The organism is Bizionia hallyeonensis, from assembly GCF_042657385.1.
Taxonomy (GTDB): Bacteria; Bacteroidota; Bacteroidia; order Flavobacteriales; family Flavobacteriaceae; genus Algorimicrobium; species Algorimicrobium hallyeonense.
In genome coordinates this window covers 1,143,153-1,168,724 of the sequence record NZ_JBHSLA010000001.1, presented here as the reverse complement: position 1 = coordinate 1,168,724, position 25,572 = coordinate 1,143,153, and the positions used below count along the sequence as shown (strand labels likewise).

General features: G+C 33.9%; 25 protein-coding genes and 1 pseudogene. 16 read left to right on the top strand and 10 right to left on the bottom strand.

What is annotated here, in order from left to right:
* The 5 genes from ACFPH8_RS05290 (at window position 1) to ACFPH8_RS05270 (ending at window position 6,046) form a co-directional block, all read left to right on the top strand.
* Entirely contained in the window at window positions 1–975 is a 975-nt protein-coding gene (locus ACFPH8_RS05290; protein ID WP_376859045.1) for a hypothetical protein, read from the top strand.
* A 1-nt stretch (window position 976) separates the two neighbouring features.
* Entirely contained in the window at window positions 977–1,330 is a 354-nt protein-coding gene (gene secG, locus ACFPH8_RS05285) for a preprotein translocase subunit SecG (RefSeq protein WP_066256321.1), read from the top strand.
* Window positions 1,331–1,489: 159 nt separating this feature from the next.
* Window positions 1,490–1,765 carry a co-chaperone GroES gene (locus ACFPH8_RS05280; RefSeq protein WP_066248585.1) on the top strand — a complete coding sequence of 92 codons (276 nt, stop codon included), beginning with the start codon at window positions 1,490–1,492 and terminating at the stop codon, window positions 1,763–1,765.
* 123 nt (window positions 1,766–1,888) lie between these two features.
* Window positions 1,889–3,517 carry a chaperonin GroEL gene (gene groL, locus ACFPH8_RS05275; RefSeq protein ID WP_248397894.1) on the top strand — a complete coding sequence of 543 codons (1,629 nt, stop codon included), beginning with the start codon at window positions 1,889–1,891 and terminating at the stop codon, window positions 3,515–3,517.
* A 171-nt stretch (window positions 3,518–3,688) separates the two neighbouring features.
* Window positions 3,689–6,046 (top strand): hypothetical protein, encoded by a 2,358-nt coding sequence (locus ACFPH8_RS05270; RefSeq protein ID WP_376859041.1) that lies wholly within the window; start codon window positions 3,689–3,691, stop codon window positions 6,044–6,046.
* Between the two features lie 18 nt (window positions 6,047–6,064).
* Here ACFPH8_RS05270 and ACFPH8_RS05265 read toward each other — a convergent pair whose 3' ends face one another.
* The 7 genes from ACFPH8_RS05265 to xrtF form a co-directional block, all read right to left on the bottom strand.
* Complete coding sequence (locus tag ACFPH8_RS05265) at window positions 6,065–6,271, bottom strand: putative signal transducing protein (RefSeq protein WP_066248571.1); 207 nt, start codon at window positions 6,269–6,271, stop codon at window positions 6,065–6,067.
* A 92-nt stretch (window positions 6,272–6,363) separates the two neighbouring features.
* Window positions 6,364–6,735 carry a heavy-metal-associated domain-containing protein gene (locus ACFPH8_RS05260; protein ID WP_376859039.1) on the bottom strand — a complete coding sequence of 124 codons (372 nt, stop codon included), beginning with the start codon at window positions 6,733–6,735 and terminating at the stop codon, window positions 6,364–6,366.
* A 56-nt stretch (window positions 6,736–6,791) separates the two neighbouring features.
* Window positions 6,792–9,029, bottom strand: a complete 2,238-nt coding sequence (locus ACFPH8_RS05255; protein WP_376859037.1) for a TonB-dependent receptor — start codon at window positions 9,027–9,029, stop codon at window positions 6,792–6,794.
* A gap of 1 nt (window position 9,030) precedes the next feature.
* Window positions 9,031–9,240, bottom strand: coding sequence for a heavy-metal-associated domain-containing protein (locus ACFPH8_RS05250; protein ID WP_376859035.1), 210 nt, complete (start codon window positions 9,238–9,240; stop codon window positions 9,031–9,033).
* Between the two features lie 124 nt (window positions 9,241–9,364).
* Window positions 9,365–9,766 carry an HYC_CC_PP family protein gene (locus ACFPH8_RS05245; RefSeq protein ID WP_417281666.1) on the bottom strand — a complete coding sequence of 134 codons (402 nt, stop codon included), beginning with the start codon at window positions 9,764–9,766 and terminating at the stop codon, window positions 9,365–9,367.
* A gap of 50 nt (window positions 9,767–9,816) precedes the next feature.
* Window positions 9,817–10,260, bottom strand: coding sequence for an exosortase F system-associated membrane protein (locus tag ACFPH8_RS05240; protein ID WP_376859031.1), 444 nt, complete (start codon window positions 10,258–10,260; stop codon window positions 9,817–9,819).
* Window positions 10,257–10,805 (bottom strand): exosortase family protein XrtF, encoded by a 549-nt coding sequence (xrtF, locus tag ACFPH8_RS05235; protein ID WP_376859029.1) that lies wholly within the window; start codon window positions 10,803–10,805, stop codon window positions 10,257–10,259. The genes ACFPH8_RS05240 and xrtF overlap by 4 nt, the downstream gene beginning before the upstream one ends.
* A gap of 94 nt (window positions 10,806–10,899) precedes the next feature.
* On the opposite strand from xrtF, the gene ACFPH8_RS05230 reads away from it, so the two are divergent.
* The 9 genes and pseudogenes from ACFPH8_RS05230 to ACFPH8_RS05190 all read left to right on the top strand — a co-directional run bounded on the left by ACFPH8_RS05230 (window position 10,900) and on the right by ACFPH8_RS05190 (window position 20,469).
* Complete coding sequence (locus ACFPH8_RS05230; RefSeq protein WP_248397872.1) at window positions 10,900–11,355, top strand: GAF domain-containing protein; 456 nt, start codon at window positions 10,900–10,902, stop codon at window positions 11,353–11,355.
* A 112-nt stretch (window positions 11,356–11,467) separates the two neighbouring features.
* Complete coding sequence (gene purH / locus ACFPH8_RS05225) at window positions 11,468–13,000, top strand: bifunctional phosphoribosylaminoimidazolecarboxamide formyltransferase/IMP cyclohydrolase (protein WP_376859027.1); 1,533 nt, start codon at window positions 11,468–11,470, stop codon at window positions 12,998–13,000.
* Between the two features lie 159 nt (window positions 13,001–13,159).
* On the top strand, window positions 13,160–14,188 hold the full coding sequence (locus tag ACFPH8_RS05220) for a rod shape-determining protein (protein WP_248397866.1): 1,029 nt from the start codon (window positions 13,160–13,162) through the stop codon (window positions 14,186–14,188).
* Window positions 14,189–14,199: 11 nt separating this feature from the next.
* Window positions 14,200–15,024 carry a rod shape-determining protein MreC gene (gene mreC, locus ACFPH8_RS05215; RefSeq protein ID WP_376859025.1) on the top strand — a complete coding sequence of 275 codons (825 nt, stop codon included), beginning with the start codon at window positions 14,200–14,202 and terminating at the stop codon, window positions 15,022–15,024.
* A complete protein-coding gene (locus tag ACFPH8_RS05210; RefSeq protein WP_376859023.1) occupies window positions 15,017–15,520 on the top strand; it encodes a rod shape-determining protein MreD in 504 nt (167 codons plus the stop codon). The genes mreC and ACFPH8_RS05210 overlap by 8 nt, the downstream gene beginning before the upstream one ends.
* Complete coding sequence (gene mrdA / locus ACFPH8_RS05205) at window positions 15,520–17,451, top strand: penicillin-binding protein 2 (protein WP_376859021.1); 1,932 nt, start codon at window positions 15,520–15,522, stop codon at window positions 17,449–17,451. Before ACFPH8_RS05210 ends, mrdA begins: the two co-directional genes overlap by 1 nt.
* A 5-nt stretch (window positions 17,452–17,456) precedes the next feature.
* Window positions 17,457–18,734 (top strand): rod shape-determining protein RodA, encoded by a 1,278-nt coding sequence (rodA, locus tag ACFPH8_RS05200; RefSeq protein ID WP_376859019.1) that lies wholly within the window; start codon window positions 17,457–17,459, stop codon window positions 18,732–18,734.
* A 231-nt stretch (window positions 18,735–18,965) separates the two neighbouring features.
* Entirely contained in the window at window positions 18,966–19,763 is a 798-nt protein-coding gene (locus ACFPH8_RS05195) for a neuromedin U (RefSeq protein WP_376859017.1), read from the top strand.
* Between the two features lie 210 nt (window positions 19,764–19,973).
* Window positions 19,974–20,469 (top strand): annotated as a pseudogene (locus tag ACFPH8_RS05190) (aquaporin).
* A gap of 161 nt (window positions 20,470–20,630) precedes the next feature.
* On the opposite strand, the gene gldC reads toward ACFPH8_RS05190, so the two are convergent.
* Together gldC and gldB are read right to left on the bottom strand one after the other, a co-directional pair.
* Window positions 20,631–20,963, bottom strand: a complete 333-nt coding sequence (gene gldC / locus ACFPH8_RS05185) for a gliding motility protein GldC (RefSeq protein WP_248397850.1) — start codon at window positions 20,961–20,963, stop codon at window positions 20,631–20,633.
* The gene (gldB, locus tag ACFPH8_RS05180; RefSeq protein WP_376859015.1) at window positions 20,956–21,921 is read right to left on the bottom strand and encodes a gliding motility lipoprotein GldB; all 966 of its coding nucleotides are present in this window, start codon (window positions 21,919–21,921) and stop codon (window positions 20,956–20,958) included. Before gldB ends, gldC begins: the two co-directional genes overlap by 8 nt.
* A 93-nt stretch (window positions 21,922–22,014) precedes the next feature.
* Between gldB and nadE the strand changes: the two genes are divergently transcribed.
* Together nadE and ACFPH8_RS05170 are read left to right on the top strand one after the other, a co-directional pair.
* A complete protein-coding gene (nadE, locus tag ACFPH8_RS05175; RefSeq protein WP_376859013.1) occupies window positions 22,015–22,803 on the top strand; it encodes an NAD(+) synthase in 789 nt (262 codons plus the stop codon).
* Window positions 22,804–22,896: 93 nt separating this feature from the next.
* A complete protein-coding gene (locus ACFPH8_RS05170; RefSeq protein WP_248397842.1) occupies window positions 22,897–23,523 on the top strand; it encodes a response regulator in 627 nt (208 codons plus the stop codon).
* On the opposite strand, the gene dnaG is transcribed toward ACFPH8_RS05170, so the two are convergent.
* Window positions 23,518–25,479, bottom strand: a complete 1,962-nt coding sequence (gene dnaG, locus ACFPH8_RS05165) for a DNA primase (protein WP_376859010.1) — start codon at window positions 25,477–25,479, stop codon at window positions 23,518–23,520. The two genes, ACFPH8_RS05170 and dnaG, sit on opposite strands and share 6 nt — an antisense overlap.
* Window positions 25,480–25,572 lie beyond the last annotated feature (93 nt).

The window sequence follows — 25,572 nt, the reverse complement described above, 5'->3', positions numbered from 1 at the left end:
ATGATAACAGCTGCTGAATTTTCTAAAATCATACAGAAACCCCAAGATATTTCGTCACAACAAACAGCGGAATTGAAAGCGATTTTGGAGCAATACCCTTATTTTCAAGCGGCTCGTGCTAGTTATTTAAAAGGATTAAAATCCAAGTCTAGTATTAAATATAATAATGAGTTAAAAGTAACCGCTGCATATACCACCGATAGAAGTATTTTATTTGATTTTATTACATCAGAAGCCTTTTTGCAAAATGAAATATCACAGCATATTAAACAACATTTAGACCATATTAAATCTATTGAAGTTGATTCTGAAGACATGTCATTTAATAAAAGAAGTCGGGTTGATGATGTTTTAAAGCAACAAATTACAGACACGGAAGGCACGTTAGATCCAGAATTGTTTCAACTTAAAACGAATAAACCACCCATAGCGCATTTTCAGATTGATGAGGCATTACCAATTGAAGACATTTCAAAAAATAAAACAATTGAATCGAATACGTCAGACTCGCCTGCTCCTGACCAAGTTTTAAAGCTAGGTCAACCTTTACAGTTTAATCATCAAGAAAAACATTCCTTTAATGAATGGTTAATGCTTACACGTTTTGAACCAATTAATCGGGGAACTGATAATATAAAGAGCGAAAAACCAATTGAAAGTGGTATAGAAAACACAGACAATTCGGAAACAGAACGCAGTAAAAAGTTTGATTTAATTGATGAATTTATCACCAAAAACCCGAAGTTAAAACCAAAAAAAACAACCACTGTAAACACCAACATTGCTGATGCACAAATGATTCAGCCAGAAGCCTTAATGACTGAAACTTTAGCCCGAATTTATTTAGAGCAAAAGAACTATAAAAAAGCAATTCAATCTTACAACATTTTAAGTTTGAAATATCCAGAAAAAAGTGGTTTCTTTGCAGACCAAATTAAAGCAGTAAAACAATTACAAGAACAAAATAACGAATAACATGAGTACGTTTACCATATTTTTAGCACTTATTGTAGTGGTTGCCTTTTTACTAATAGTAGTTATAATGGTTCAAAACCCTAAAGGTGGCGGACTATCATCATCATTTGGTGGTGGTGGCACTCAACAACTAGGTGGTGTTAAAAAAACAACAGACTTTTTAGACAAAAGCACCTGGACACTAGCAACAATTATGTTGGTGTTAATTTTAGTTTCTAATGTAACTATTAGCAGAACAGGAACTGCAGAATCCAAAGCTATTGAACAAATCAATACACAACAACCTGCTCCTGTTGCACCAGCTGTTCCAGCCGCAACTAATGAAAGCACTGAAACACCAGACGCTTCTAACTAGAACGTGTTACAAAAAAATAAAAAAAGCCAACTGTTCAGTTGGCTTTTTTTGTACCCTTAAGGGAATGAATGAAATTTTGTCAGTATATAGCTATTGGCACATTTTTAGTACAGTCCTTAAGTACTAAACAATTTTATAATTAATAAACAACATACAAAAATGGCATTAAAAATTAAACCATTAGCAGACCGTGTTCTTATTGAACCAGAAGCAGCTGAAACGAAAACAGCATCAGGAATTATTATTCCAGATAACGCAAAAGAAAAACCACAACAAGGCAAAGTAATGGCAGCAGGAAAAGGCACTAAAGACGAGCCTATGACTGTTAAGGTTGGTGATACTGTTCTTTATGGCAAATACGCAGGAACGGAATTAAAATTAGAGGGTAAAGATTATCTAATTATGCGCGAAAGCGACATTCTAGCAATAGTTTAATCGTAAAAATTCAAACATCCAATAAACAAATTATAAACATTTAAAATTGACACAATTGAATTCCTTTTTGGAATCTGATTACTGATTTTTTAAAGTTTAAAATTTTAAATAAAATTATTCATTATGGCAAAAGATATAAAATTTGATATTGACGCACGCGACGGTTTAAAACGTGGTGTGGATGCATTAGCAAATGCAGTAAAAGTAACATTAGGACCAAAAGGTCGTAACGTAATTATTAGTAGAAGTTTTGGTGCACCACAAGTAACTAAAGATGGTGTAACAGTTGCTAAAGAAGTAGAGCTTGAAAATGAGCTTGAAAATATGGGCGCACAAATGGTAAAAGAAGTTGCTAGTAGAACCAACGATTTAGCTGGTGATGGCACAACTACAGCTACCGTATTGGCGCAGGCAATTGTAAAAGAAGGTTTAAGAAACGTAGCGGCAGGTGCAAATCCAATGGATTTAAAACGCGGTATTGACAAAGCTGTTGAGACTATTGTTGCAGATCTTGCTAAGCAGTCCAAACAAGTTGGGAATTCTTCTGAAAAAATAAAGCAAGTTGCTTCTATTTCTGCGAACAACGATGAAACAATTGGCGATTTAATTGCCAAAGCGTTTAGTAAAGTTGGAAAAGAAGGTGTTATTACCGTTGAAGAAGCTAAAGGAATGGAAACCTATGTGGATGTTGTAGAAGGCATGCAATTTGACAGAGGTTATTTATCGCCTTACTTTGTTACTGATTCTGATAAAATGGTTGCTGATTTAGAAAATCCATACATTTTATTATTTGACAAGAAAATTTCAAACTTACAAGAAATACTTCCAATTTTAGAACCAGTTGCCCAATCTGGAAGACCATTATTAATTATCGCTGAAGATGTAGAAGGTCAAGCCCTTGCAACATTAGTTGTAAATAAACTACGTGGTGGACTTAAAATTGCTGCTGTTAAGGCGCCTGGTTTTGGAGACAGACGTAAAGCCATGTTAGAAGATATTGCTATTCTTACAGGTGGTGTTGTTATTTCTGAAGAGCGTGGTTTTTCATTAGAAAACGCCGATTTAAGCATGTTAGGAACTGCTGAAACAGTAACTATTGATAAGGATAATACCACTATTGTAAATGGTTCTGGAGATGCTAGCGCCATTAAAAACCGTGTAAACCAAATCAAAGCGCAAATTGAAACAACAACAAGCGATTATGATAAGGAAAAACTTCAAGAACGTTTAGCTAAATTAGCTGGAGGTGTTGCTGTACTTTATGTTGGTGCGGCTAGTGAAGTGGAAATGAAAGAGAAAAAGGACCGTGTTGATGATGCACTTCACGCAACTAGAGCTGCCGTTGAAGAAGGTATTGTTGCTGGTGGTGGTGTTGCACTTGTAAGAGCCATTGGTTTATTACAAAAATTAACAGCTGAAAATTTAGACGAAGTTACAGGTATCCAAATTGTAGCACGTGCTATTGAAGCACCTTTAAGAACCATTGTTGAAAATGCAGGTGGCGAAGGAAGCGTTGTAATTGCTAAAGTATTAGAAGGTAAAAAAGACTTTGGTTTTGATGCTAAATCAGGAACCTATGTTGATATGCTAAAAGCTGGAATTATCGATCCTAAAAAAGTAACACGTGTAGCATTAGAAAATGCAGCATCTGTTGCAGGAATGATTTTAACGACTGAATGTGCTTTAATTGACATTAAAGAAGATGCACCTGCTATGCCAATGGGCGGTGGCGGAATGCCAGGCATGATGTAGTCCAAAGCTTCATAACTTAAATTATAATTTTAAAAACGCCTCAAGAAATTGAGGCGTTTTTTATTCCCATTCATGAAAAAAATGGATTATTGACGGGAAACCGTTTTTTCATTATTAATAAAAACAGTACTTTTAATCTCATAAAAGCCTCATTCATAACTTTAACCTAAAATGATGATTAAAAATATAGTAGCTTTCTTACTATTTGTGCTTTGTTCAACTTATGGCATTGCACAAAACCCAGAGTTTAATTTCGTTGAAAACAAATATCTGGATTACTACAAACTCCAACCTGAAACTATTTATACACAGGTTAATAAATCGAAGTATTCAAATTCAGAAGAGCTTTGGTTTAAAACGTACATTTATAATACACAAACACAAAAGCCCTATTTAACAACGAGTAATGTGCATGCTAGCGTTTATGATGCTGATGGCATTTTAATTGAAAAAAAAATGTTCTATGCTGAAAATGGTATAACGCATGGAAACTTCAACTTAAAAGATAATTATTTTCCTGGCATCTATTTTTTAAAGGTGACAACCAATTGGATGAAAAACTTTAATGAACCTCATTACAGTCTTCATCAATTTGAAATTATAGGTAGTGATTCAAATTCTGAAAACCCAACTGAAAGCGAGCAAAAATACGATTTCCAATTATTACCTGAAGGGGGACATTTACTTCAAAACACAAATAACAGTATTGGTTTTAAAGGGACAGATATTAACGGAGACCCTTTAATTATAACATCCGGAAAAGTACGAGATAGCAAGGGGAATACCATTTCAACCTTTAAGAGTAACGACTTTGGTATAGGAAAATTTAGTATGTTAGTTTCAGAAAATGAAACCTATACGGTTGAAGCTACATTAGAAAACGGTTCTAATATTAATCAAAATATGCAAAAAGCAGATGTTACAGGTTTGTCACTATCTGTAAATACGCTTAACCAAAACACCTTATTTGTTAGTGTAAAAACCAATAAGCGCACCTTACCATATTTATTGGAAAAACCGCACTACTTATTGATTCATAGAGATGGGCTTCTTAAAAAAATAGACATCAAATTTGAAGCTAACACCTTTGAATATACTATAGCAATTCCGAAAACAGATTTGTATAGTGGCATGAATATTCTAACTGTTTTTAATGAAAAAAACCAACCTGTTTTAGAGCGCTTGGTGTTTCATAAAACTGAAAATTTAATTCATGATGTGTCATTTTTAGGAAAAAAGGTTGGATATGATTCTACGCAAATCAGATTGGTTTCGAATAAAAAAAATACATTAAAAAAATACATGAGTGTTTCTGTTTTACCAGCTTCAACAGAAGCTTACAACAATAGCAATACCATTACTTCAGCATTTCTATTACAACCATATATTAAAGGTTCAGTCGATAATCCACAAGCATATTTTAAAGATAACGAGCGAAAAACCAATTATAATTTAGATTTATTGCTGCTTACACAAGGCTGGAGTCGTTATGAATGGAATAACATCTTTCATGTACCACAAATTGCAAAATATAATTTTGAAGCTGGCTTTCAAATACAAGGAAAAATCAATGAAACAAATGCTGATGAGTATAAAGAAATCGTACTTTTTTCAGCTAACAATGAATTAATGATATCTACTGAAGTTAAAGACTCCTATTTCAGTTTTGAACATTTATCATTAATGGATAGTTCGGTAGTTTCCTTGAGTGCGAAGAATAAACGCGGGAAATTAGTAACCCCTAGAGTATATTATAATGTGTACCCTACCTTTGAAAATGATTCGCTTGACACCAAAAACATCATTAAAAAACCGGTTAGTATTATTTTAAATAGTGATAGTTTTATTTATGACGATACGATTACCCAATTGGACACCATAATGTTTAAAATTAAGAAAGAATCGAGACAAGAAAAATTCATGATTAATGGAGGGGTTAATAATCGTTCTGTAGATTTAAAGAACGTTTATAACTTTTCAACACGGATTCTAGATGTTATACGAAGTAATGGTTTTGATGTAATAGAATCTGGACAATCTACCATAAAACTACTTTCCAGGCGAAGCTCTAACTTACAAGGTAGATTAAGCCCAAATGTATACTTGGACGGTATTATTGTTTCAGATCAATTAGAACTTATACAATATTTAACGGTTGCAGAAGTCGAAAAATTATTTGTCGCAAAAACAGGTTATGGTATTGATGGCGCTGGAGGCACCATAAACATTTTCACTAAAGATGGCGGCAGATCCAAAAGCAATCCGAAAGGCAAATTTAGCAGCAATGCCATTAAAATAGGCTACTCTATGCCTAAAAGCTACTATGCGCCAATGTACAACACAACCAAACGTGATGCATTTTCAAAAATGGGCGTTTTAAATTGGATTCCGAATGTGACACCCAATCAGAATGGCGAATTTGTATTCAATATCCCGAACTATTTCTACAATGAAATAGACCTATATATTGAAGGTATGTGTGAAGATGGTAGTTTAATTTCGAAAGTAGAAACTATTAAATTAAAATAAAAGGAAAAGGAGAAACGGTTAATTGTTTACCAAATCCTTAATTACTAATAAAGCTTCGGCTTCATCAGCATCATGAACATGAATTTCAATTTGACCTAAAATTCCCGGATAGGAAGAATCAGATTTATTAATTTCAAAATACGCAATTTGGGCTTCGTCCAAGGCATTTTTTACACCTGAAACTTGCACTTGAGAATTACTGGATAGGATTAGTTTTCTTGACATGGTTCTTCTTTTTTAATGATATAGTAAGTTAATCATTTTAATGGAAACTCCCAACATAAAGAAAGCCCAAACAATCCGTTTGGGCTTTCTTATTAATTTACAATCATATAATCATCTTTATGATTATCTTGTACTGCTTCATCTCTATATAAGCAACAGGCATGTAAGCTATTATAAGCATCATCGCTTGCTTTGATTTCTTTGGTATCGTGACCAATATCGGCAATACTTTGATTAATGGTTTTTAAATCGGTTTTACGTTCATCAAAAATCAGCTTTAACTCATGAGTCTCTACATTCCATACAGCCGATTTTACACCTTTTGTTCTAATACATGCTTTCTCAATGCGTTCTTTACACATATTACAAACACCATCTACTTCTATAGAAGCTCTGGCGTTCTTATCTTGTGAAAAGGCTGTTAAACCAAAAAGCATGACTATTAATATTCCTAATTTTTTCATGTTGTTTTTCTTTTATGAATTCTGTAAAAACAGAAATCTGATTATTATTTTTAGTTTTAATTAATTTTAAATCGCAATCCGGCATAATACATACTACCAAATACGGGTCCATATACAAATGTGGTATCAAAATTAGCGCCAAACGGATCATCGGCTGCTACAATTGGATTATCTTGACGCACATTGGTGACGTTTTCGCCTCCTAAATATACTTCAAATTTCGGAGAAAATACTTTAGTGACCTGCAAATTTAAAGTTCCAACCGTTGGTGTATACTTTGGCAATTGATACGCTAACGGATTTGTTTGCGTGGACGAAAAACGTTGCTTACTTAACCAATTATATGTGGCATCAAATTTCCAATGACCACCAGAATCGGTTTGATGCGTTTCATATCCAGCGTTGGCAAAGAAACGGTGTTTTGGCGTTAATGGCTTATCCAATTTACCGGATTGGTATTGGGTTTTAACATCGTAATACTTGTAAGCCAAACGTAAATCAAAACGATTAAATATAGTATAATTTACTTCTGCTTGAAAACTATTGGCATAACTATCACCTTCCAAATTATAAAAACTGACTGCTTGTGGGTTTTCATAATCTACGACAATTTGATTTTGAAAATCGGTGCGGTAATAATCAAACGTCACATCACCTTTTCTACCAAACAAATTAAACCCTTGCAGGAATGAAACGCCGTAATTCCAAGCAATTTCTGGGTCTAGCCCATAAACAGCACCTCCAGAATTAACAATATTAATTGTTCTTGATGTTGCAAATATTTGTTGATTTTCTGTAAAGATATTCGCACTACGTTTTCCACGACCAACGGATGCTCTAAATGCAGACTTTTCCCAAGGTGTATATCGCAAATGCAATCTTGGCGTTACAAAAAATCCGAGTAAATTATGCTGATCTACACGAACACCGGCCGTTAGGTTTAAGTTCTCTAAATTATCATAATTATACTCAAAAAATGCACCTACAGATGATTCCGTTCGTTCGTAATCTTGGGTATTTACCAACTCATCATAATGATCATAAGTAAAACTTAAACCTGTTTTTACTTTATGACGTGTATCACCAATTAAGGTATTGTACATGGCATTGGCATATAAACTGTTTTGAACAATATCATAAACATTCAGCCCAAAATAAGAATCCTGTTCATGCCGACTAAAAGCCGTTTGAACACCAATACTTTGATACGGAATGTTCGGGTTTACATAACCCAACTTTGCAGACACCTCATAACGTTCGGTATCAATTTCACTTCCCCAAGCATTCGTAGTTCCTTTGTCTGTGTCTGGATTAAAATTGACTTCTCCTGTTTGCTTACCATCGTTTAAATACTTCAAATTAATAAAGCTAACAATACCCTTTTCCGGGTTGGTGTATTGCCACCTGTTCATTACATTAATCTGATTGTAGGTTGGCATATCCATAAAATTATCATCATTTACATCATGTTTCGTGTTTTGAGTACTGCCATGAAGATATAAACCGGTTGCCCATTTCTCACTTACTTTGGTATTTACATGAGTATTTAATTCAAAGCGATCATTATTGCCACCATAAAGATTGACAAATAATTTTTTATCCGTTGAAGGTTTTACTAGTTCGGCATTTATTTGCCCTGCAATGCTTTCAAAGCCATTAACCACACTTCCGGCGCCTTTACCAATTTGAATACTTTCTACCCAAGTACCTGGAATAAAACTTAATCCGTAAGCTTGAGATGCACCGCGAATAGACGGAATGTTTTCTGTAGCAATCAAAATATAAGGCGTGGTTAATCCTAACATTTTTATTTGTCGTGTTCCCGAAACGGCATCCGCAAAATTTACATCAATTGATGGATTGGTTTCAAAGCTTTCTGCCAAATTACAACAAGCTGCTTTTAATAATTCATCACTACTTACCACCATAATATTTTGGGATTGTAAATATGATTTTGCTGTAGCTTGATTTCTGGAGGTTACGACAACCTCATCCAATGCACTTGTTGGTTCTAATAAATGCTTTATAGGCTTGACAGAATGAACAGAAATTGTATCCGTTTTATAACCTACAAAACTGACGACTAATTTTTCATAATCAGATTGATAAGGAATGGTAAAATTCCCGTCAAAATCCGTAACAGCACCAACAGCAGTGTTTAACCAATAAACATTGGCACCTGCCACAGGCATTTCTTTTTGATCTTGATTGGCTTCTAATATTACACCTTTCAAGTTAACTTGAGACATAACCAAAAATGGCATAAAGCCTAAAATAAATAATATATTTTTCATTTTAAGAAAGATTTGGTTTGATGGTGAACTGTTTCGGAAGTGCCTCTTGTAATGTGGACAAGCCTATCTCTTTTTTCAATGTCATGCTTGCTTCTGAAGCTTCTATATGGACTTGAACATCTTGAATGGCATCCAGCTTTATTAGCGCATCTTCCACTAAATTTTTACAGCCATTGCAGGTCATCCCTGAAATGGTATATGTATGTATCATTATTAATATCGAATTAAAATTTAACGTATTTATAAGTTGTTTTGTTAATCAATGAAGCCACTGAAACACAAAACGAATAGGGTTTTTATGAGGAAAAACTCACAAAATAAAAATCGTTAAATAATCAAATGATGAAAACTTGATCCAGAATCTGAATATCGAAAATCAAGTTGGGAGGAGAATAGTTTTCATGAGGAATAACCAATTGTGGTAAACCTTCAAATAAATTTAAGTAAGTATGCGCATAAGTCGCTATAAATAACTGCTGATCAAAATCGAGGTCATTGAACGTTTTTACGCTTAATTCATCTTGACCTTTTATAACACCAATCGTGTCTTTACAGCAATCCATAGCAGCTTTTAGCTCATAACTGTCTGATGTGCATTTTTCAGCGGTATCAAAAACGGCTGCATCAATTAAAACATCACCACAAAAATGCTTTTCAACAGTAAAAGATACCGTTGAAAATAAGACTAACAAAGCCATGCTAGCAGAAAATGTTTTATATATAAAGGTTTTTATCATACCGTAATTGTGCTGCAAATTTACAATAAATGTGTTTGATAAAATAATTTTTAAGCTTGATTAATGCCGGTATTCTTCTTATGATAGAAAAAAGCCGGAATAAGAAGTAAAAGAATAAGTGGCTGAATTAAAAAGCGTCGCGTATTAAAAAACAAATAATAATCCTCTTGTTTCGGATTGATTACAAAATACAAAAACAATAAAATAAGAATCAGATAAGCAGCACCATAAATTAATAACGAAAATTTAAGCACGCTGACATCTTTAAAAATGGCAAATAAAATACCTAGAGACAGAACCGTATTCAATAGAAAACGCAAACTGGTAAAAGCGGTGAGCTTAAACACTTCACGTCTTGGTGAATCAATATAAAGATAATCGTTTTGAAAAAATGCTAAAAACGGATCATAAAACAACTGTTGCTCAAATACACGGATTAAAACTAACAGTGTAGCTAAAACTCCAATGGTTAAATAAGTTAATGCTTTACTCATTTTTTGGAAGCTATTTTTGAAAATCGGTTAACCCAAACTACCCAAAGCAAACACACCATACCATAAATAATGGCAGGAAAAATAACGGTATGCAAAATATCTTTTCGCCATGGATAATGGTATAACCCAACTGAAAGTATCACCACACGAAACAAATTAACAACATAAATCAAAACGCTTCCAGCTAAAAGGTAAATAATAGTTGTTTTAAAACGACCTGAAAACGCTAGAATAAATGCCATAAACAGAATGATAACACTCACGGAATTACAGCCTTCAATAACACGTGCTACATATTTCTCATTGATAAAAAGTTTCATGGACGCTTCATCTGGATGTGGCAACACCTGCGCCTCATAACCCAATGTTTGCAGCAAATCCGCACTTTGTTGCGCCACAATATGTGTCATATAATCCGGATAATAAACCGCACCGGTTGATAATTGCAAATAAAATTTATACCCAAACGTCATAACCGCATAAACCAACAAAAACGTGAGTATAAACCTAATAACTGATTTGTATTTTTGAAGTATTTTTTTCACGCTAAAATTTTAGTCATTTCGTTGTTAAAGTTATACAAATTGACACGTATAAATCATTGCAATTTAAATACTTTTGCGGAAACTTAAAAAACTAATGACACTCCAAGAATTAAAACCTGCTGTAACTGAAATTATTCAACAAACAGAAACATCTGTAGATGACAGACTATTAGCTATTTGTGCTTTACTTGAAAAAGAAATACCCTATTATAATTGGGTTGGTTTTTATTTTAAAAATGGTGATAAAAACGAATTAAAATTAGGCCCTTATGTTGGTGAACCTACAGATCATACCATTATTCCGTTTGGAAAAGGTATTTGTGGTCAAGTTGCTATTAGCAATCAGAACTTTGTGGTTCCCGATGTGTCTGCTCAAGATAATTATATTGCGTGCAGCCTAACCGTAAAGGCTGAAATTGTAGTCCCTATTTTTGTAAATAGTCAGAATATTGGACAAATTGATATCGATTCCAATACACCCGATCCGTTTACAGAAATGGATGAACGCTTTTTGGAGTTTGTCTGCAAAAAAGTTGCTACAATTTTATAACTGTTAATAACTTCCTTTTTAAGTTGAAAAACAGTTGTGTTTTAAACCGAAACACAACCACTTTTTTTAATGTAATTCCCTACTTTTGCAGGCATAAAACAACACAACACACATGAGTACAACTAAAACTATTAAATCGGCATTAATTTCTGTTTTCAGTAAAGACGGGTTAGCGCCAATTGTAAAAACATTACACCAACAAAACGTTACGATATACTCCACAGGAGGAACCGAAAAATTCATTAAGGATTTAGGCATTCCTGTCGTTCCTGTTGAAGATGTAACCTCCTACCCGTCTATTTTGGGAGGTCGCGTTAAAACATTACACCCAAAAGTTTTTGGCGGTATTTTAAACAGACAAAATAATACAAGTGATGTTGCAGAATTGGCTGAATTTAATATTCCGCAAATAGATCTAGTCATTGTAGATTTATATCCCTTTGAAAAAACGGTAGCTTCAGGTGCCGACACACAAGATATTATTGAAAAGATTGATATTGGTGGTATTTCACTTATCCGCGCTGCAGCTAAAAATTATGCCGATGTAGTTTGCGTGGCTTCTGTAAATGATTACAAGGAATTTTTAGAGTTACTTGAAACTCAAAAAGGAGAAACAACGGAAGCAGACAGAAAACGTTTTGCAGCAAAATCCTTCAATGTATCATCTCATTACGATTCGGCTATTTTTAATTATTTCAACCAAGATCATGAGATTGCCAGTTTTAAATTAAGCGAAAACAATGGTCAAGTTTTACGTTATGGCGAAAACCCACACCAAAAAGGATTTTTCTTTGGCAATTTTGACGCTATGTTTACCAAGCTTCATGGCAAAGAATTAAGCTACAACAACTTATTAGATGTAGATGCAGCTGTAAATTTAATGAATGAATTTAAAGGTGAAGCGCCAACGTTTGCTATTTTAAAACACAATAACGCCTGTGGTTTTGCGCAAAGAAATACCGTAAAACAAGCGTATACAGATGCTTTAGCTGGAGACCCTGTTTCGGCATTTGGAGGCATTTTAATCTGCAATACGGAAATTGACCAAGCAACGGCAACTGAAATCCATAGTTTATTTTGCGAAGTGGTTATTGCACCTTCTTTTTCTGAATCTGCTTTAGAAATTTTAAAAGGTAAAAAGAACCGTATTTTATTAACGCAAAACGATATTGAACTTCCAAAAACTATTGTGAGAACCTGTTTAAATGGTGTTTTAGTTCAAGAACGCGATAGTTTAACAGACACTATTGAGAATTTAACCTATGCCACTAACAATAAACCAAGCGAAAGTGAGTTAGAAGATTTAATATTTGCATCTAAAATTTGTAAGCACACTAAATCTAACACCATCGTTTTAGCAAAAAATAAGCAATTATGCGCTAGTGGAACCGGACAAACCAGTCGTGTGGACGCTTTAAATCAAGCCATTCACAAGGCACAATCTTTTAATTTCGATTTAAAAGGTGCGGTTATGGCAAGTGATGCTTTTTTCCCATTCCCTGATTGTATTGAAATTGCCGATAATGCAGGAATTTCAGCGGTAATTCAACCAGGTGGTTCTATAAAGGATCAGTTAAGTGTGGATTATTGTAATGCAAATAATGTGTCCATGGTTATGACAGGAACACGTCATTTTAAACACTAGTATTTTTATGAAAGTGAAAATCATAATTGCTTTCAACGAAATTTCAAATAAAAACAGATATAAAAATCATCCAATAAGTAAACCACAGATAATAATTGCAATACTTTTATTACATTTACAAGATTTGATTAACAACCCTCAAATAAACGACTTAAGCACATGGGATTTTTTGACTTCTTAACTGAAGAAATTGCAATAGATTTAGGTACTGCAAACACCCTTATTATTCATAATGACAAGGTGGTTGTGGATAGTCCGTCAATTGTTGCACGTGATAGAATTTCTGGAAAAATAATTGCCGTTGGAAAAGAAGCCAGCATGATGCAAGGAAAAACTCATGAAAACATTAAAACTATTAGGCCATTAAAAGATGGTGTAATTGCAGATTTTGATGCCAGTGAGCAAATGATAAGTCTGTTTATAAAAAATATTCCTGCCCTTAAGAAAAAATTATTCCCACCATCCTTGCGTATGGTAGTTTGTATTCCTTCGGGGATTACAGAAGTAGAAATGCGTGCGGTTAAGGAATCTTGTGAGCGTGTTAACGGTAAAGAAGTATACTTAATTCATGAACCTATGGCAGCCGCTATTGGTATTGGAGTAGATATTATGCAACCCAAAGGAAACATGATTGTAGATATAGGTGGTGGTACTACCGAAATTGCCGTAATTGCTTTGGGTGGTATTGTTTGTGACAAATCGGTTAAAATTGCTGGTGATGTTTTCACCAATGACATAATTTATTACATGCGTACACAACATAATTTATATGTGGGTGAACGTACTGCCGAAAAGATAAAAATTCAAATTGGTGCTGCTACTGAAGATTTAGAATTACCTCCAGAAGACATGAGTGTTCAAGGTCGTGATTTACTAACAGGTAAACCAAAACAAGTTCAAATTTCCTACCGTGAAATTGCTAAAGCACTTGATAAATCTATTTTGCGTATTGAAGATGCTGTTATGGAAACACTATCTCAAACGCCCCCAGAATTAGCTGCCGATATTTATAATACAGGTATTTATTTAGCTGGTGGTGGCTCTATGCTTCGCGGATTAGATAAGCGTTTATCACAGAAAACGGATTTACCAGTGTACATTGCTGAAGATCCTTTACGTGCAGTAGTTCGGGGAACAGGTATCACGCTTAAAAATTTATCAAAGTTTAAAAGCGTCTTGATAAAATAGCATACTAACTCATGCAACAAATCATTAAATTCTTTTTAAGAAACAAAACTTTTTTGTTGTATTTCCTGTTGCTTTTTATTGCCGTTATTTTTACAATTCAATCGCATTCTTATCATAAAAGTAAGTTTATAAATTCGGCTAATTTTGTTACGGGAGGTGTTTATAATTCCGTAAATAACTTAACCGTATATTTCAATTTAGAATCGCAAAATCAACTTTTACAAGAAGAAAATGCGCGTTTAAATTCTGTTTTACACACACCACACGATACTATTAATTCTAGTTTTATATCCGATAGTATTTATTCGGGTGTTAATTATAAGTTTACAACGGCGCGTGTAATAAAAAATAGTTATTCTGTAAAAAACAATGTCTTACTTATTAATCGCGGAAAACGCGACAGCATTCAACAGGATTTCGGGGTTATTACACCAAATGGAATTTTAGGAATAGTAGATCAAACCAGTACTAAGTTCGCAACGGTTTTATCCATATTAAATACTAATATTAAAATTAGTGCTCAATTAAAAAACTCCAATCATTTTGGGTCATTAATGTGGGACACCAAATCACCTCATGTTGTGCAGTTAAATGAAATTTCTAAAATTGCAACCTTAAAAAAAGGCGATACTATTGTAACTTCGGGCCGTTCGGTAATTTTTCCAAAAGGAATTCCCGTTGGAACGATTCAAGATTTTAGACTAGATGTAGCCGAAAATTTCTATACCATAGACGTCCAGCTTTTTAATGACATGACCGATATTGAATATGTGTACATTATAGAAAATGTTGATAAGCCTGAAATAAACAGTTTACTAAAACCTAGCAATGAATAATAACGTCCTTTTATATAGCGTTCAGTTTATTGTGCTTGTGTTGGCGCAAGTTTTGGTGTTTAACCATATTAACTTTTTAGGGTCAATAAATCCGTATATATATGTTATTTTTATCTTGTTATTTCCTGTAAACAATAACCGACTTGTTTTTCTTTTATTAAGTTTTGCACTAGGATTAACAATAGATATGTTTTCAGATTCTGGAGGCGTTCATGCAGCTGCAGCAGTAACTATAGCTTTTATAAGACCTGTTGTACTTAAATTCTGTTTTGGCTCTGTTTATGAGCATCACACTATTAAGTTTAAAAATGTAGATTTTGGAGCCAAAGTCATTTATTTTATCATTTTAATTTTCATTCACCACTTCATTCTATTCGCTTTAGAAATATTTAACTTTAATGATATAATTTTGGTGCTTCAAAAAACGTTATTTTCAAGTATATTCACTATTATACTGTGTTTAATAACAACCACTTTATTCAGTAGGAAAACTTAATGCGACAATTTTTACTCTTTTTTATTATCATTATTGTAGGCTTTACTTTTATTGGTAGGCTATTCTATTTGCAGATATATTCAGCAGAAGCGCATGATATCCTAAATGACAATGCTATCCGTAAAGTATACGATTACCCCAAACGTGGCTTTGTTTATGATAGAAATAACAAACTTTTAGTAGGCAATCAACCATCCTATGATGTGATGGTTATTCCTCGTGACGTAAAACCTTTAGACACAACCGAATTTTGTTCACTTTTAAAAATAACCAAGGAACAATTTTTAAAAACCTATAAACGTGCTTATAATTATTCGCCTAGATTACCCTCTGTTTTTATAGCCCATTTATCTAAAGAGGATTATGCGGTTTTACAGGAGAAAATGCGAAAATACGAAGGATTCTATATCCAAAAACGATTGCTTCGTGATTATCAAACAACGGTTGGAGCCAATGTTTTAGGCTTTATTGCTGAAGCGACGCCAAGCCAGATTGAAAAGAATCCGTACTATATTATGGGCGATTTAATTGGAAAACAAGGTGTAGAATTATCTTATGAAGAAGAGTTGCGTGGTGTTAAAGGTATTAAATTCATCCAAAAAGACCGTTTCAATCGGGACATTGGTCCCTATCAAGACGGAAAACACGATACCATACCCAAACAAGGTAAAGACATTACCATTACTATTGACCAACGATTACAGGAATATGGCGAATTACTCATGTCCAATAAGCGTGGTGGAATTGTTGCTTTAGAACCAAAAACAGGTGAAATTTTAGCTTTGGTATCAGCGCCTTCATATGATCCAAATTTATTGGTTGGTCGAAAACGTTCTAGAAATTACACCAGATTATATAATGACAGTATCCACTTACCTTTAATAGATAAAGGACTTTTGCGCGTTCACGAACCTGGTTCACCTTTTAAGGCTATTGTAGCCTTAACCGCTTTGCAAGAAGGTGTAATTACACCGCAAACCAATGTGTTTTGCTCTGGTGTTTATCATTATGGTCGTCGTGGCACTATGGGTTGCCACTGTGGCGGAGGGAATCGCGATTTAATTTCTGGAATTTCTAAATCTTGTAACTCCTATTTCGCCACTATTTTCAGACGCAGTTTGGATATTGTTCCTAATTCTAGCAAAGCTATGGATATCTGGAGCGAGCATGTAAAAAGCTTTGGATTGGGACAGTTTTTAGGTACTGATTTACCTATTGGAAAAAAAGGAAATATCCCAGATGGTGCGTATTATGACAAATGGTATCCTGATTTTAATTGGGGCGCAACAACTATTATTTCAAACTCCATTGGTCAAGGTGAAATTTTAGTCACACCTGTACATTTAGCAAATATGACAGCTGCTATAGCCAATCGAGGATGTTATTACACACCACATATCATTAAACATATTGAAGGTCAAAAATTAGATCCGAAATTTACCACACCAAACTATACAACAATTGATAAAAAACATTTTGAACCTGTAGTAGAGGGCTTATTTGATGTATATGAAAACAATGGAACAGCACGTTCACTCCGCGTTCCAGGTATTGAAATTTGTGGAAAAACGGGAACGGCTGAAAATTTCGCCATCATTGAAGGCAAACGCACACAATTAACAGATCATTCCTTATTTATAGCATTCGCACCTAAAGATGACCCTAAAATTGCCATTGCTGTTTTTGTGGAAAATGGCCATTACGGTTCTACTTATGCAGGAAAAATTGCCAGCTTAATGATTGAAAAATATATTAATGAAACTATTACAAGAACCGATTTACAAGATTGGATTTTAACCTATAGTTTGGAACATGAATATTTGAAACCATATTCTGGCGCGCCGTTTAAAATTAATAGGCAATCCACTTTTCAACCAATTCCACCAGAAGAAGTAGAAAAATTAAAAAGCAAATTACACACCAGTAATTAATACTAATGGCAAGAGAAACAAATAAATATTTCAAGTTTGACTGGATTACCATCGTTTTATTTATGATGTTGGTTGGCTTTGGTTGGATGAACATCCTTTCGGCTTCTCATGTTGGTGATACTATAGATTATTTTGATTTTTCACAACCTTACGGTAAGCAGCTCATTTTTATAATACTAACGTTTTTTCTTATCGTTTTAATTTTATCTATTGAAGCCAAATTTTATGAACGGTTTTCAAGTGTTATTTACCTGATAAGCATGCTATCTCTTATTGGGTTGTTTCTTTTTGGGAAAAAAGTAAATGGCGCTATTTCATGGTATGGTATTGGTGGTATGACTATTCAACCTAGTGAGTTTGCTAAAGCAGCCACAGCTTTAGCGGTTGCCAAATATGTTAGTGATTTAAATACCGACATTAAGACCTTTAAAGATCAAATACGCCTTTGCATTATAATTGCACTTCCTGCTATTTTAGTACTCATGCAAAACGATGCTGGAAGCACACTTGTTTACACCTCTTTTTTCTTTGTTTTATACAGAGAAGGCTTACCAAAAATTTACTTATCTATTGTTTTAGTTTTGGCATTTATATCTATAGCCGCTTTAAAATTTGGCATTGTAATTACTATTATAGCTTCGGCTGTTTTAATATTTGCATTTCATTTTTTAAGAAAACGACGACCATCGGTATTACAGCCATTAGCCATGCTTATTGCGGCCGCTATTATATCTTTTTCAATAAACTTTTTTTATACAAATATTTTACAAGCGCATCAAAAGGATCGGATTAGTTTATGGCTTCGGTTAGAGAAGGATCCGGTAAAAATTCAAGAAATGCAACGTGACATCCTGTATAATCTCTATGAATCTGAAAAAGCTATTAGCTCTGGTGGTTGGAAAGGAAAAGGCTATTTAGAAGGCACACGAACCACGGGAAAATTTGTTCCCGAACAACATACCGATTATATATTTAGTACAGTTGGTGAGGAATGGGGCTTTGCAGGAACCACCTTCGTCGTGTTAGTTTTTGTGCTCCTATTATTACGAATCCTCCATTTGGCGGAACTCCAAAAATCGCAATTTAGTCGCGTATATGGTTATAGCGTTGCCTCCATAATATTCTTTCATTTCATGATTAATATAGGCATGGTAATGGGCTTAATTCCTACCATTGGTATTCCACTACCCTTTTTTAGTTATGGTGGTTCCGGACTTTGGGGCTTTACCATTTTACTATTTATTTTTATTAAGCTGGATTCTAATCGAATTAATGAGTGGTAAGCATAATTGATGGAATTTTGCATCGTAAACCTGTAAATTCATTTCATGTGATATTCTTCAAATAGAAACGTATTAAAATTACTAATTCATAAAAAAGTATAATTAAATTTCCATTTAAATCAATGAACATCAAATTATTACAATTTATTTTTATATCTTTATAATAACCTCTCTGATTACTTATAGCGTAAATCAATTAATTCAATTCGGTATTAATTTAAAAATACAGGTATGAAAAAATTTACACTAATGCTATGTTTTTGGTTATTTCTACTTTCTGTTTACGCACAGGAAAAGTTCGGTTCTGATGATTATAATTCCGATCTCACAAATATTGAGTACAAAATACAAAGTCCAATTGCCAATTTGGCGGTTATTCCACTTCATTATAATCTTTCTGTTTCTAATGAAAACATAAATGTATTAAAATTACAAACCACAATTCCTACTGCACTATCTCAAAAATGGCTCCTTATAAATAACGTTAAAATACCAGTAATAAATGCGCCTTCAATAAGAGGTTATGAAAATGGTTTTGGAAATATCCAAATTATGTCCGTCATAACACCTTCAAAAATCAGCAATTTTACTTGGGGATTTGGCCCTGCTATTCTGTTTCCATCTATTAATAAATCTTTAGGGTTTGATAAACTTTCTGTAAGCCCAACAGTTGTCATTATCAAGCAAGCAAATACTTTTACCTACGGGTTTAGACTACAAAACTTTCTGTCGGTTGCCGGAAATAGTAATACAGAAAAGGTTAATTTTTTGAATTCTGAAATTATACTATCAAAGTATTTAAAAAACGGTTGGTATTTATACTCAAATCCTAATATCACTGCTAATTGGCAGGCACCAACTGAAAGTCAATGGACTATTCCATTAGGAGCTGGAGTAGGAAAATTAATTACCCAAAACCGCTATTTACCACTTAATTTAAAAGGGAGTGTTTATAAATATGTTGCACATTCTTCGGATGCTGATTGGTTAATACAAGTAGAGGCTAGCTTTATTATAAACTCGAAGTAGGATTTGAAGAATCTTCGATATTGGGATTATCAATTAAACAATAAAATCGAGAGGTTTTGCCGCAAGTTTAAACGACACAATTTAAGTTTACCTATTTTTTTTGATTATAACCTGTTTCGATTCTTAATTAAAAAGTTTTTTGTAATTTTAATCCACTACTAATCAAACAATTAATACGAATTAAACATGAAAAAACTTTTAGCATAATTTATTGGAACCTTTTGGCTTGTACTTGGAGGTTGTGGAAGTGCCGTTTTAGCGGCAGGAATTCCTGAATTGGGAATTGGAATTGCTGGTGCTGGAATTCTTTATTTAATTGCCAGTGGTCATCCTAATTTTTCATTAGCGGATGGCTTTGCAGCCAATGGCTATGGCGAACACTCTCCAATGGGTTATGATATGACTTCTGCTTTAATAACAGAAATTGTAATGACCTTTATGTTTCTTATCGTCATTTTGGGTGCAACACATAGAAACGCATCTCCAGGAATTGGCGGTATTGCCATAGGTCCTAGCCCTAACGCTTGTCCATTTAATTAGTATTCCTGTAACCAACACCTCCGTTAACCCAGCAAGAAGCACGAGCCAGGCGCTATTTGTGGGCGATTGGGCAACGAGTCAATTATGGCTGTTTTGGCTTGCTCCAATTGTAGGAGCTGTATTGGCAGGGCTTCTATATAAGTATTTAGCGCCAAATAATGACTAACACCAAATCCACTAAATAATAGCCTTAAAGAAGCGGTCTAAAAAGTGATTATTCATTGTTAAATTTAGCACAGTTACCGTATTATTGTTTTTAAAAATAGAAAGCATTTAAACTACGCTCTATGTATATTTAACATATAAATCGCCTTTTTGGATTGCTTCTTATTTCTTTAACTCTAATTTTTCTGCAAAATAATCGCAAAAATCCTTCATAGTTGCGGTCATTTTCTCATCTTGAGTAGCCCGATTAAACGTATCACTCATAGCAACTAAAGTTTGATGAAAAAACAATTTCATTTCGTCTACAGGCATATCTTTAGTCCACAAATCTATACGCAATGTTTCTTGGTTTTTACTGTCCCAAACAGACAGTAGCATTGCTTTTGCTTCTTCATTATCTATACCTCCATCTTGGGCTGTCCATGTTAAATGTTCGGGCACACGATTTTCATCTAATTCAACTGTTAGCTCTATCGTTGATTTCAAATTAGCCATTATCTTTTGGTTTATATTTACTATTATTAAAAATTTCTAAAGGTTCTGCTGTTAACATACTTTTTATAGTTACGTCATTATTCGCCATATAGGATTTAACTATTTGCCAGCCTATAAATTGACCAACTCTACCTGGTGACTCATTATCAACTTGCTCCAAATAAAACTTGGAAAAAGGCGCAGGATTAATAAATCTGGATGGTAATTTGGCATTGGTATCATACAGCAATTCTTCGCCAATAAAATAATTCCAAATAAACCATTCGTTCTCAACGGCCCATTCTAATTGCATTTCTGTGTAGCCTATTTTATCAGCATCTGAAACAAAGGGAATCATCATATCTTTAAAATACAGCTGTTTACCATAATAAATCATTTCGTCCAACAAGGTTTTTCTCGCGGTTTGATAGGCCTGTTTTTCAGCATAAGCTGCAGCCAAATCTACCACCATTTGATTCCTTTCAAAATTAGCTTTTAGATAGGTTGAAATTCCATCATAAAACTTATGATCCTTCCCCAAATAGGTATCGATAGAAATTAACACCAAGGTATCTGTTACAATTACTTTGTTTCTATAATCTACAGATGATGTGGTTGTAATAACGCGCGGTATTCTAAATTCTGGGAAATAGTATTTTACATGCTTAAAAAGTCTGGTAATGTCATCTTTCTCTTGACTGAAATCATCAAAAATCTGACTACTTTCTGTCATTAATTGTTGTTGCAAAGTATCTTGCATTCGTGCCTCCCAAAACTCATCAGGATACTGCTTTGGAAACATAAATGGAAAAGCAGCTTTAAGTTTTGGCAATTCATCAGGGGTTGCATTTCCAAAAGCTTTATCAAAACGTTCTACCGTAAAATCAACCTCTATTTTTTCTATATCCTGTTCAACTTGACTTTCTTGTTGGCAAGAAAAGAGGCAGAAAACTAAAAGGAAACTTACTAAATACTTCATAAAAAACTTATAGGTTGTTAATTTTTATTAGTCCAACGATTGCCATATTTTTGTGAGGCAAAGGTACATCACTTTGTTTAAAAAATCCATTAAATGCAAACAGAAAAAATTATCGATTATATTGTAACATGGCTTACCAATTATGCTACAAACGCTAAAGTTAATGGTTTTGTTGTGGGTATTTCAGGTGGAATAGATTCGGCAGTGACCTCAACCCTTTGTGCCAAAACAGCATTGGATGTTTTGTGTATTGAAATGCCAATCCATCAAGCACAAAGTCACGTATCGCATGGACAAGAGCACATAGCCTTTCTTAAAAAAAACTATCCAAACGTACGCGATACCCAAACCGATTTAACGCCCGTTTTTGAAGAATTTAAAACCGAAGTTTCTTTAGAAGGCAATCAAGACATTGTAGATATGGCTCTTGCAAACACGCGCGCACGACTGCGCATGACGACGCTATATTACTATGCTGGACTGCAAAAATTATTGGTTGCAGGTACTGGAAATAAAGTTGAAGATTTTGGTGTTGGTTTTTACACCAAGTATGGTGATGGTGGTGTGGATTTAAGTCCCATTGCCGATTTAATGAAATCTGAAGTTTATACTATAGGTGAATTTTTAAACGTACCCGCTTCCATTATGAAGGCAGCACCAAGTGATGGATTATTTGGCGATTCCCGAAGTGATGAAGACCAAATTGGCGCCTCCTATCCCGAGTTAGAATGGGCTATGAACATGGATGAAGCCGGAAGAAACGAAACTGAATTTGATGGACGGAAGCACAGAGTTTTCAAAATATATAAACGCCTGAACAATGCTAATAAGCATAAAATGAATCCAATACCAATTTGTGAAATTCCAAATAATTTAAAATAATAATTAAAAATGTATCAGATATTTCCTATCTTTATGATATACTTTCAACAAATAGCAACGCCTCATTTGTATTAATTTTATAATTTAATAATTATGATCAAATTGTTGGTGGTAGATAATCACCCTATTGTTAGAAAAGGGCTCGAACTATTATTTGTAACATCACCACAGATTCAAGTTGTAGGAGGTGTCAATAATGGAGAAGCTATTTTTGACTTCCTAAAACAACACCCTGTTGATATTATTTTAAGTGAAATAGATTTACCAAAACTAAATGGTATTACGGCTTTGCGACGTTTACGGAAAGAATTCCCGAAAGTTAAAACCATCATGTTTAGTGCACAACCAGAAGAAATTTATGCCATAAATACTATTAAATCTGGTGCTGAAGGCTACCTGATGAAGAGTGTAGATATCATGACAATTAAAGAAGCTATTTTAAAGGTTCATGACGGAAGTGTTTATTTAAGCAATGATATTGCCGAGCAAATGTCCTCAAAAAAACGCGGTTCTAGATCGGGCAGTTATTACAAAAAGCTCTCCATGCGCGAGATTGAAGTTTTAAAACTATTAGCTTCAGGCCGTAAAAACAAAGAAATAGCGCAAGAATTGGACATTAATGAAAAAACCGTGAGTACTTATAAAGCACGACTCATGAAAAAATTAAATGTCAGTAATATTGTTGATTTAATTAGTCGCGCTAAATTATTAGAGCTATAAAACGCGATTAAGTTTTCTTGAAAGCAGCATTTTTAAACTCGAATAATCCTTGACTTCTTCTAATATGTTTCGGTTTGTTTCCTGCTTATTACTTAACGTTTCTTGTTGAAATTCACGCACTTTTAAATCTATTAAATAGCAGCGTAAGCTTAAAATAGTTTCACTAACTAATTGTGCAATAGTCGTGTTTTTAGCTTTAGGGAAAATATTTTTACGTTCCCAATCAGACAATGAATGACGCTCGTCTTCCATTAAAATTGTAGTGATTTCTGACGCCATTAAAGGTTCAACTGTATTGACTATGTTCTCAATCTGTAAATCTGGGTTTTGATTTAAACTTTCAATAATGGTATAATATAAGTCCTTGAAGGTGTCATTGGTAAATTGCATTTCATCTTCCTGTAAGTCTAAATATATTTTTTCAAACACTTTAGCTTGATGCTTTACAGGTTCTAAAACCAATTCATTCGTATCGTTTTCCTTCAGAATTAAATCTTCAAAATCTTCCGTTTTATTCCCATAAAGTAAGAGAATTTGAATAATTTTCCGTTCTAATTCATATTGAACATCCACTTTTTTAGCAGACTGTTGTTCATTCTTAATAACATCAAAAGCTTTTTGCTCTTGCTTAAGCTGTTTATTAGTTTCTTGGGTTTCCTTTTTCGTTATTTGTGCCAAAGTGCTAAACAAAACCGATTCACTGATGTCCATTATTCGGGCACATTCCTGAATGTAAATCTCCGTTTTTATCCGATCTGGAATTTTTGCAATACTGTTTACAATATCACGGATGGTTTCGGCCTTTTTTATAGGATCGTTTTTTGCTTCTTTTACCAAAAGCGAGGCTTTAAACTGAATAAAATCTTGGGCTTTATCTTCTAAATACGTGGTAATTTCCTCCAATGTATTTTGTTTGGCAAAACTATCTGGATCATCACCAGCAGGAAACGTACAAATCTTAACATTCATACCTTGTTCCAAAATTAAATCAATACCTCGCAAGGAAGCCCGTAAACCTGCAGCATCACCATCAAATAAGACGGTTATGTTTTTGGTAAGCCTATTTATTAATCGAATTTGCTCTGGCGATAAAGCCGTTCCAGATGAAGACACAACATTTTTAATACCACGTTGATGAAACTGAATAACATCCGTATACCCTTCTACCAAATAACAATTATCCTCTTTGGCAATACTTTGCTTGGCGTGAAAAATACCATATAACACTTTACTCTTGTGGTACAAATCACTTTCTGGCGAGTTTAAATATTTGGCTGCTTTTTTATCACTGGTTAAAATACGGCCTCCAAATCCTAAAACGCGACCACTCATACTCTGAATAGGAAACATTACGCGACCCTTAAATCGATCGAATTGTTTTTCGCCTTTAACAATGGTTAAGCCTGTTTTTTCTAAAAACTCTAATTGATAACCTTTTTTTAAGGCCTCGTCTGTAAAAGCCTGCCATTCATCTAAAGAATAGCCTAAATTGAAGGTTTTAATGGTCTCTTCTGTAAAACCACGTTCCTTAAAATAACTTAATCCTATGGCTTTTCCTTGATCTGTTTTATGTAAGATGTTTTGAAAATACTTGCTCGCATATTCGCTTACTAAATACAAACTTTCTCGCGCATCAGCCTGTTCCTTTTCCTCATTAGATTGCTGCGTTTCTTCAATTTCAATATTGTATTTATTCGCTAAATATTTTATAGCTTCTGGATAGGTAAAATGTTCATGTTCCATTAAGAAAGCAACGGCATTTCCGCCTTTCCCACTTGAAAAATCTTTCCAAATTTGTTTTACTGGCGACACCATAAAACTTGGTGAACGTTCATCACTAAACGGACTTAAACCTTTGTAGTTACTACCCGATTTTTTCAATTGTACAAAATCGCCAATAACCTCCTCTACACGAGAAGTTTCAAATACTTGATCTATGGTGGATTTTGAAATCAAAAAGAAAGGGTTTTAGTTTAAAAAATTTAACGTGCTACAAATATAGTTTTAATACTGAAAATATGTTAAATCATTCTAAAAGAAAGGTCAAAT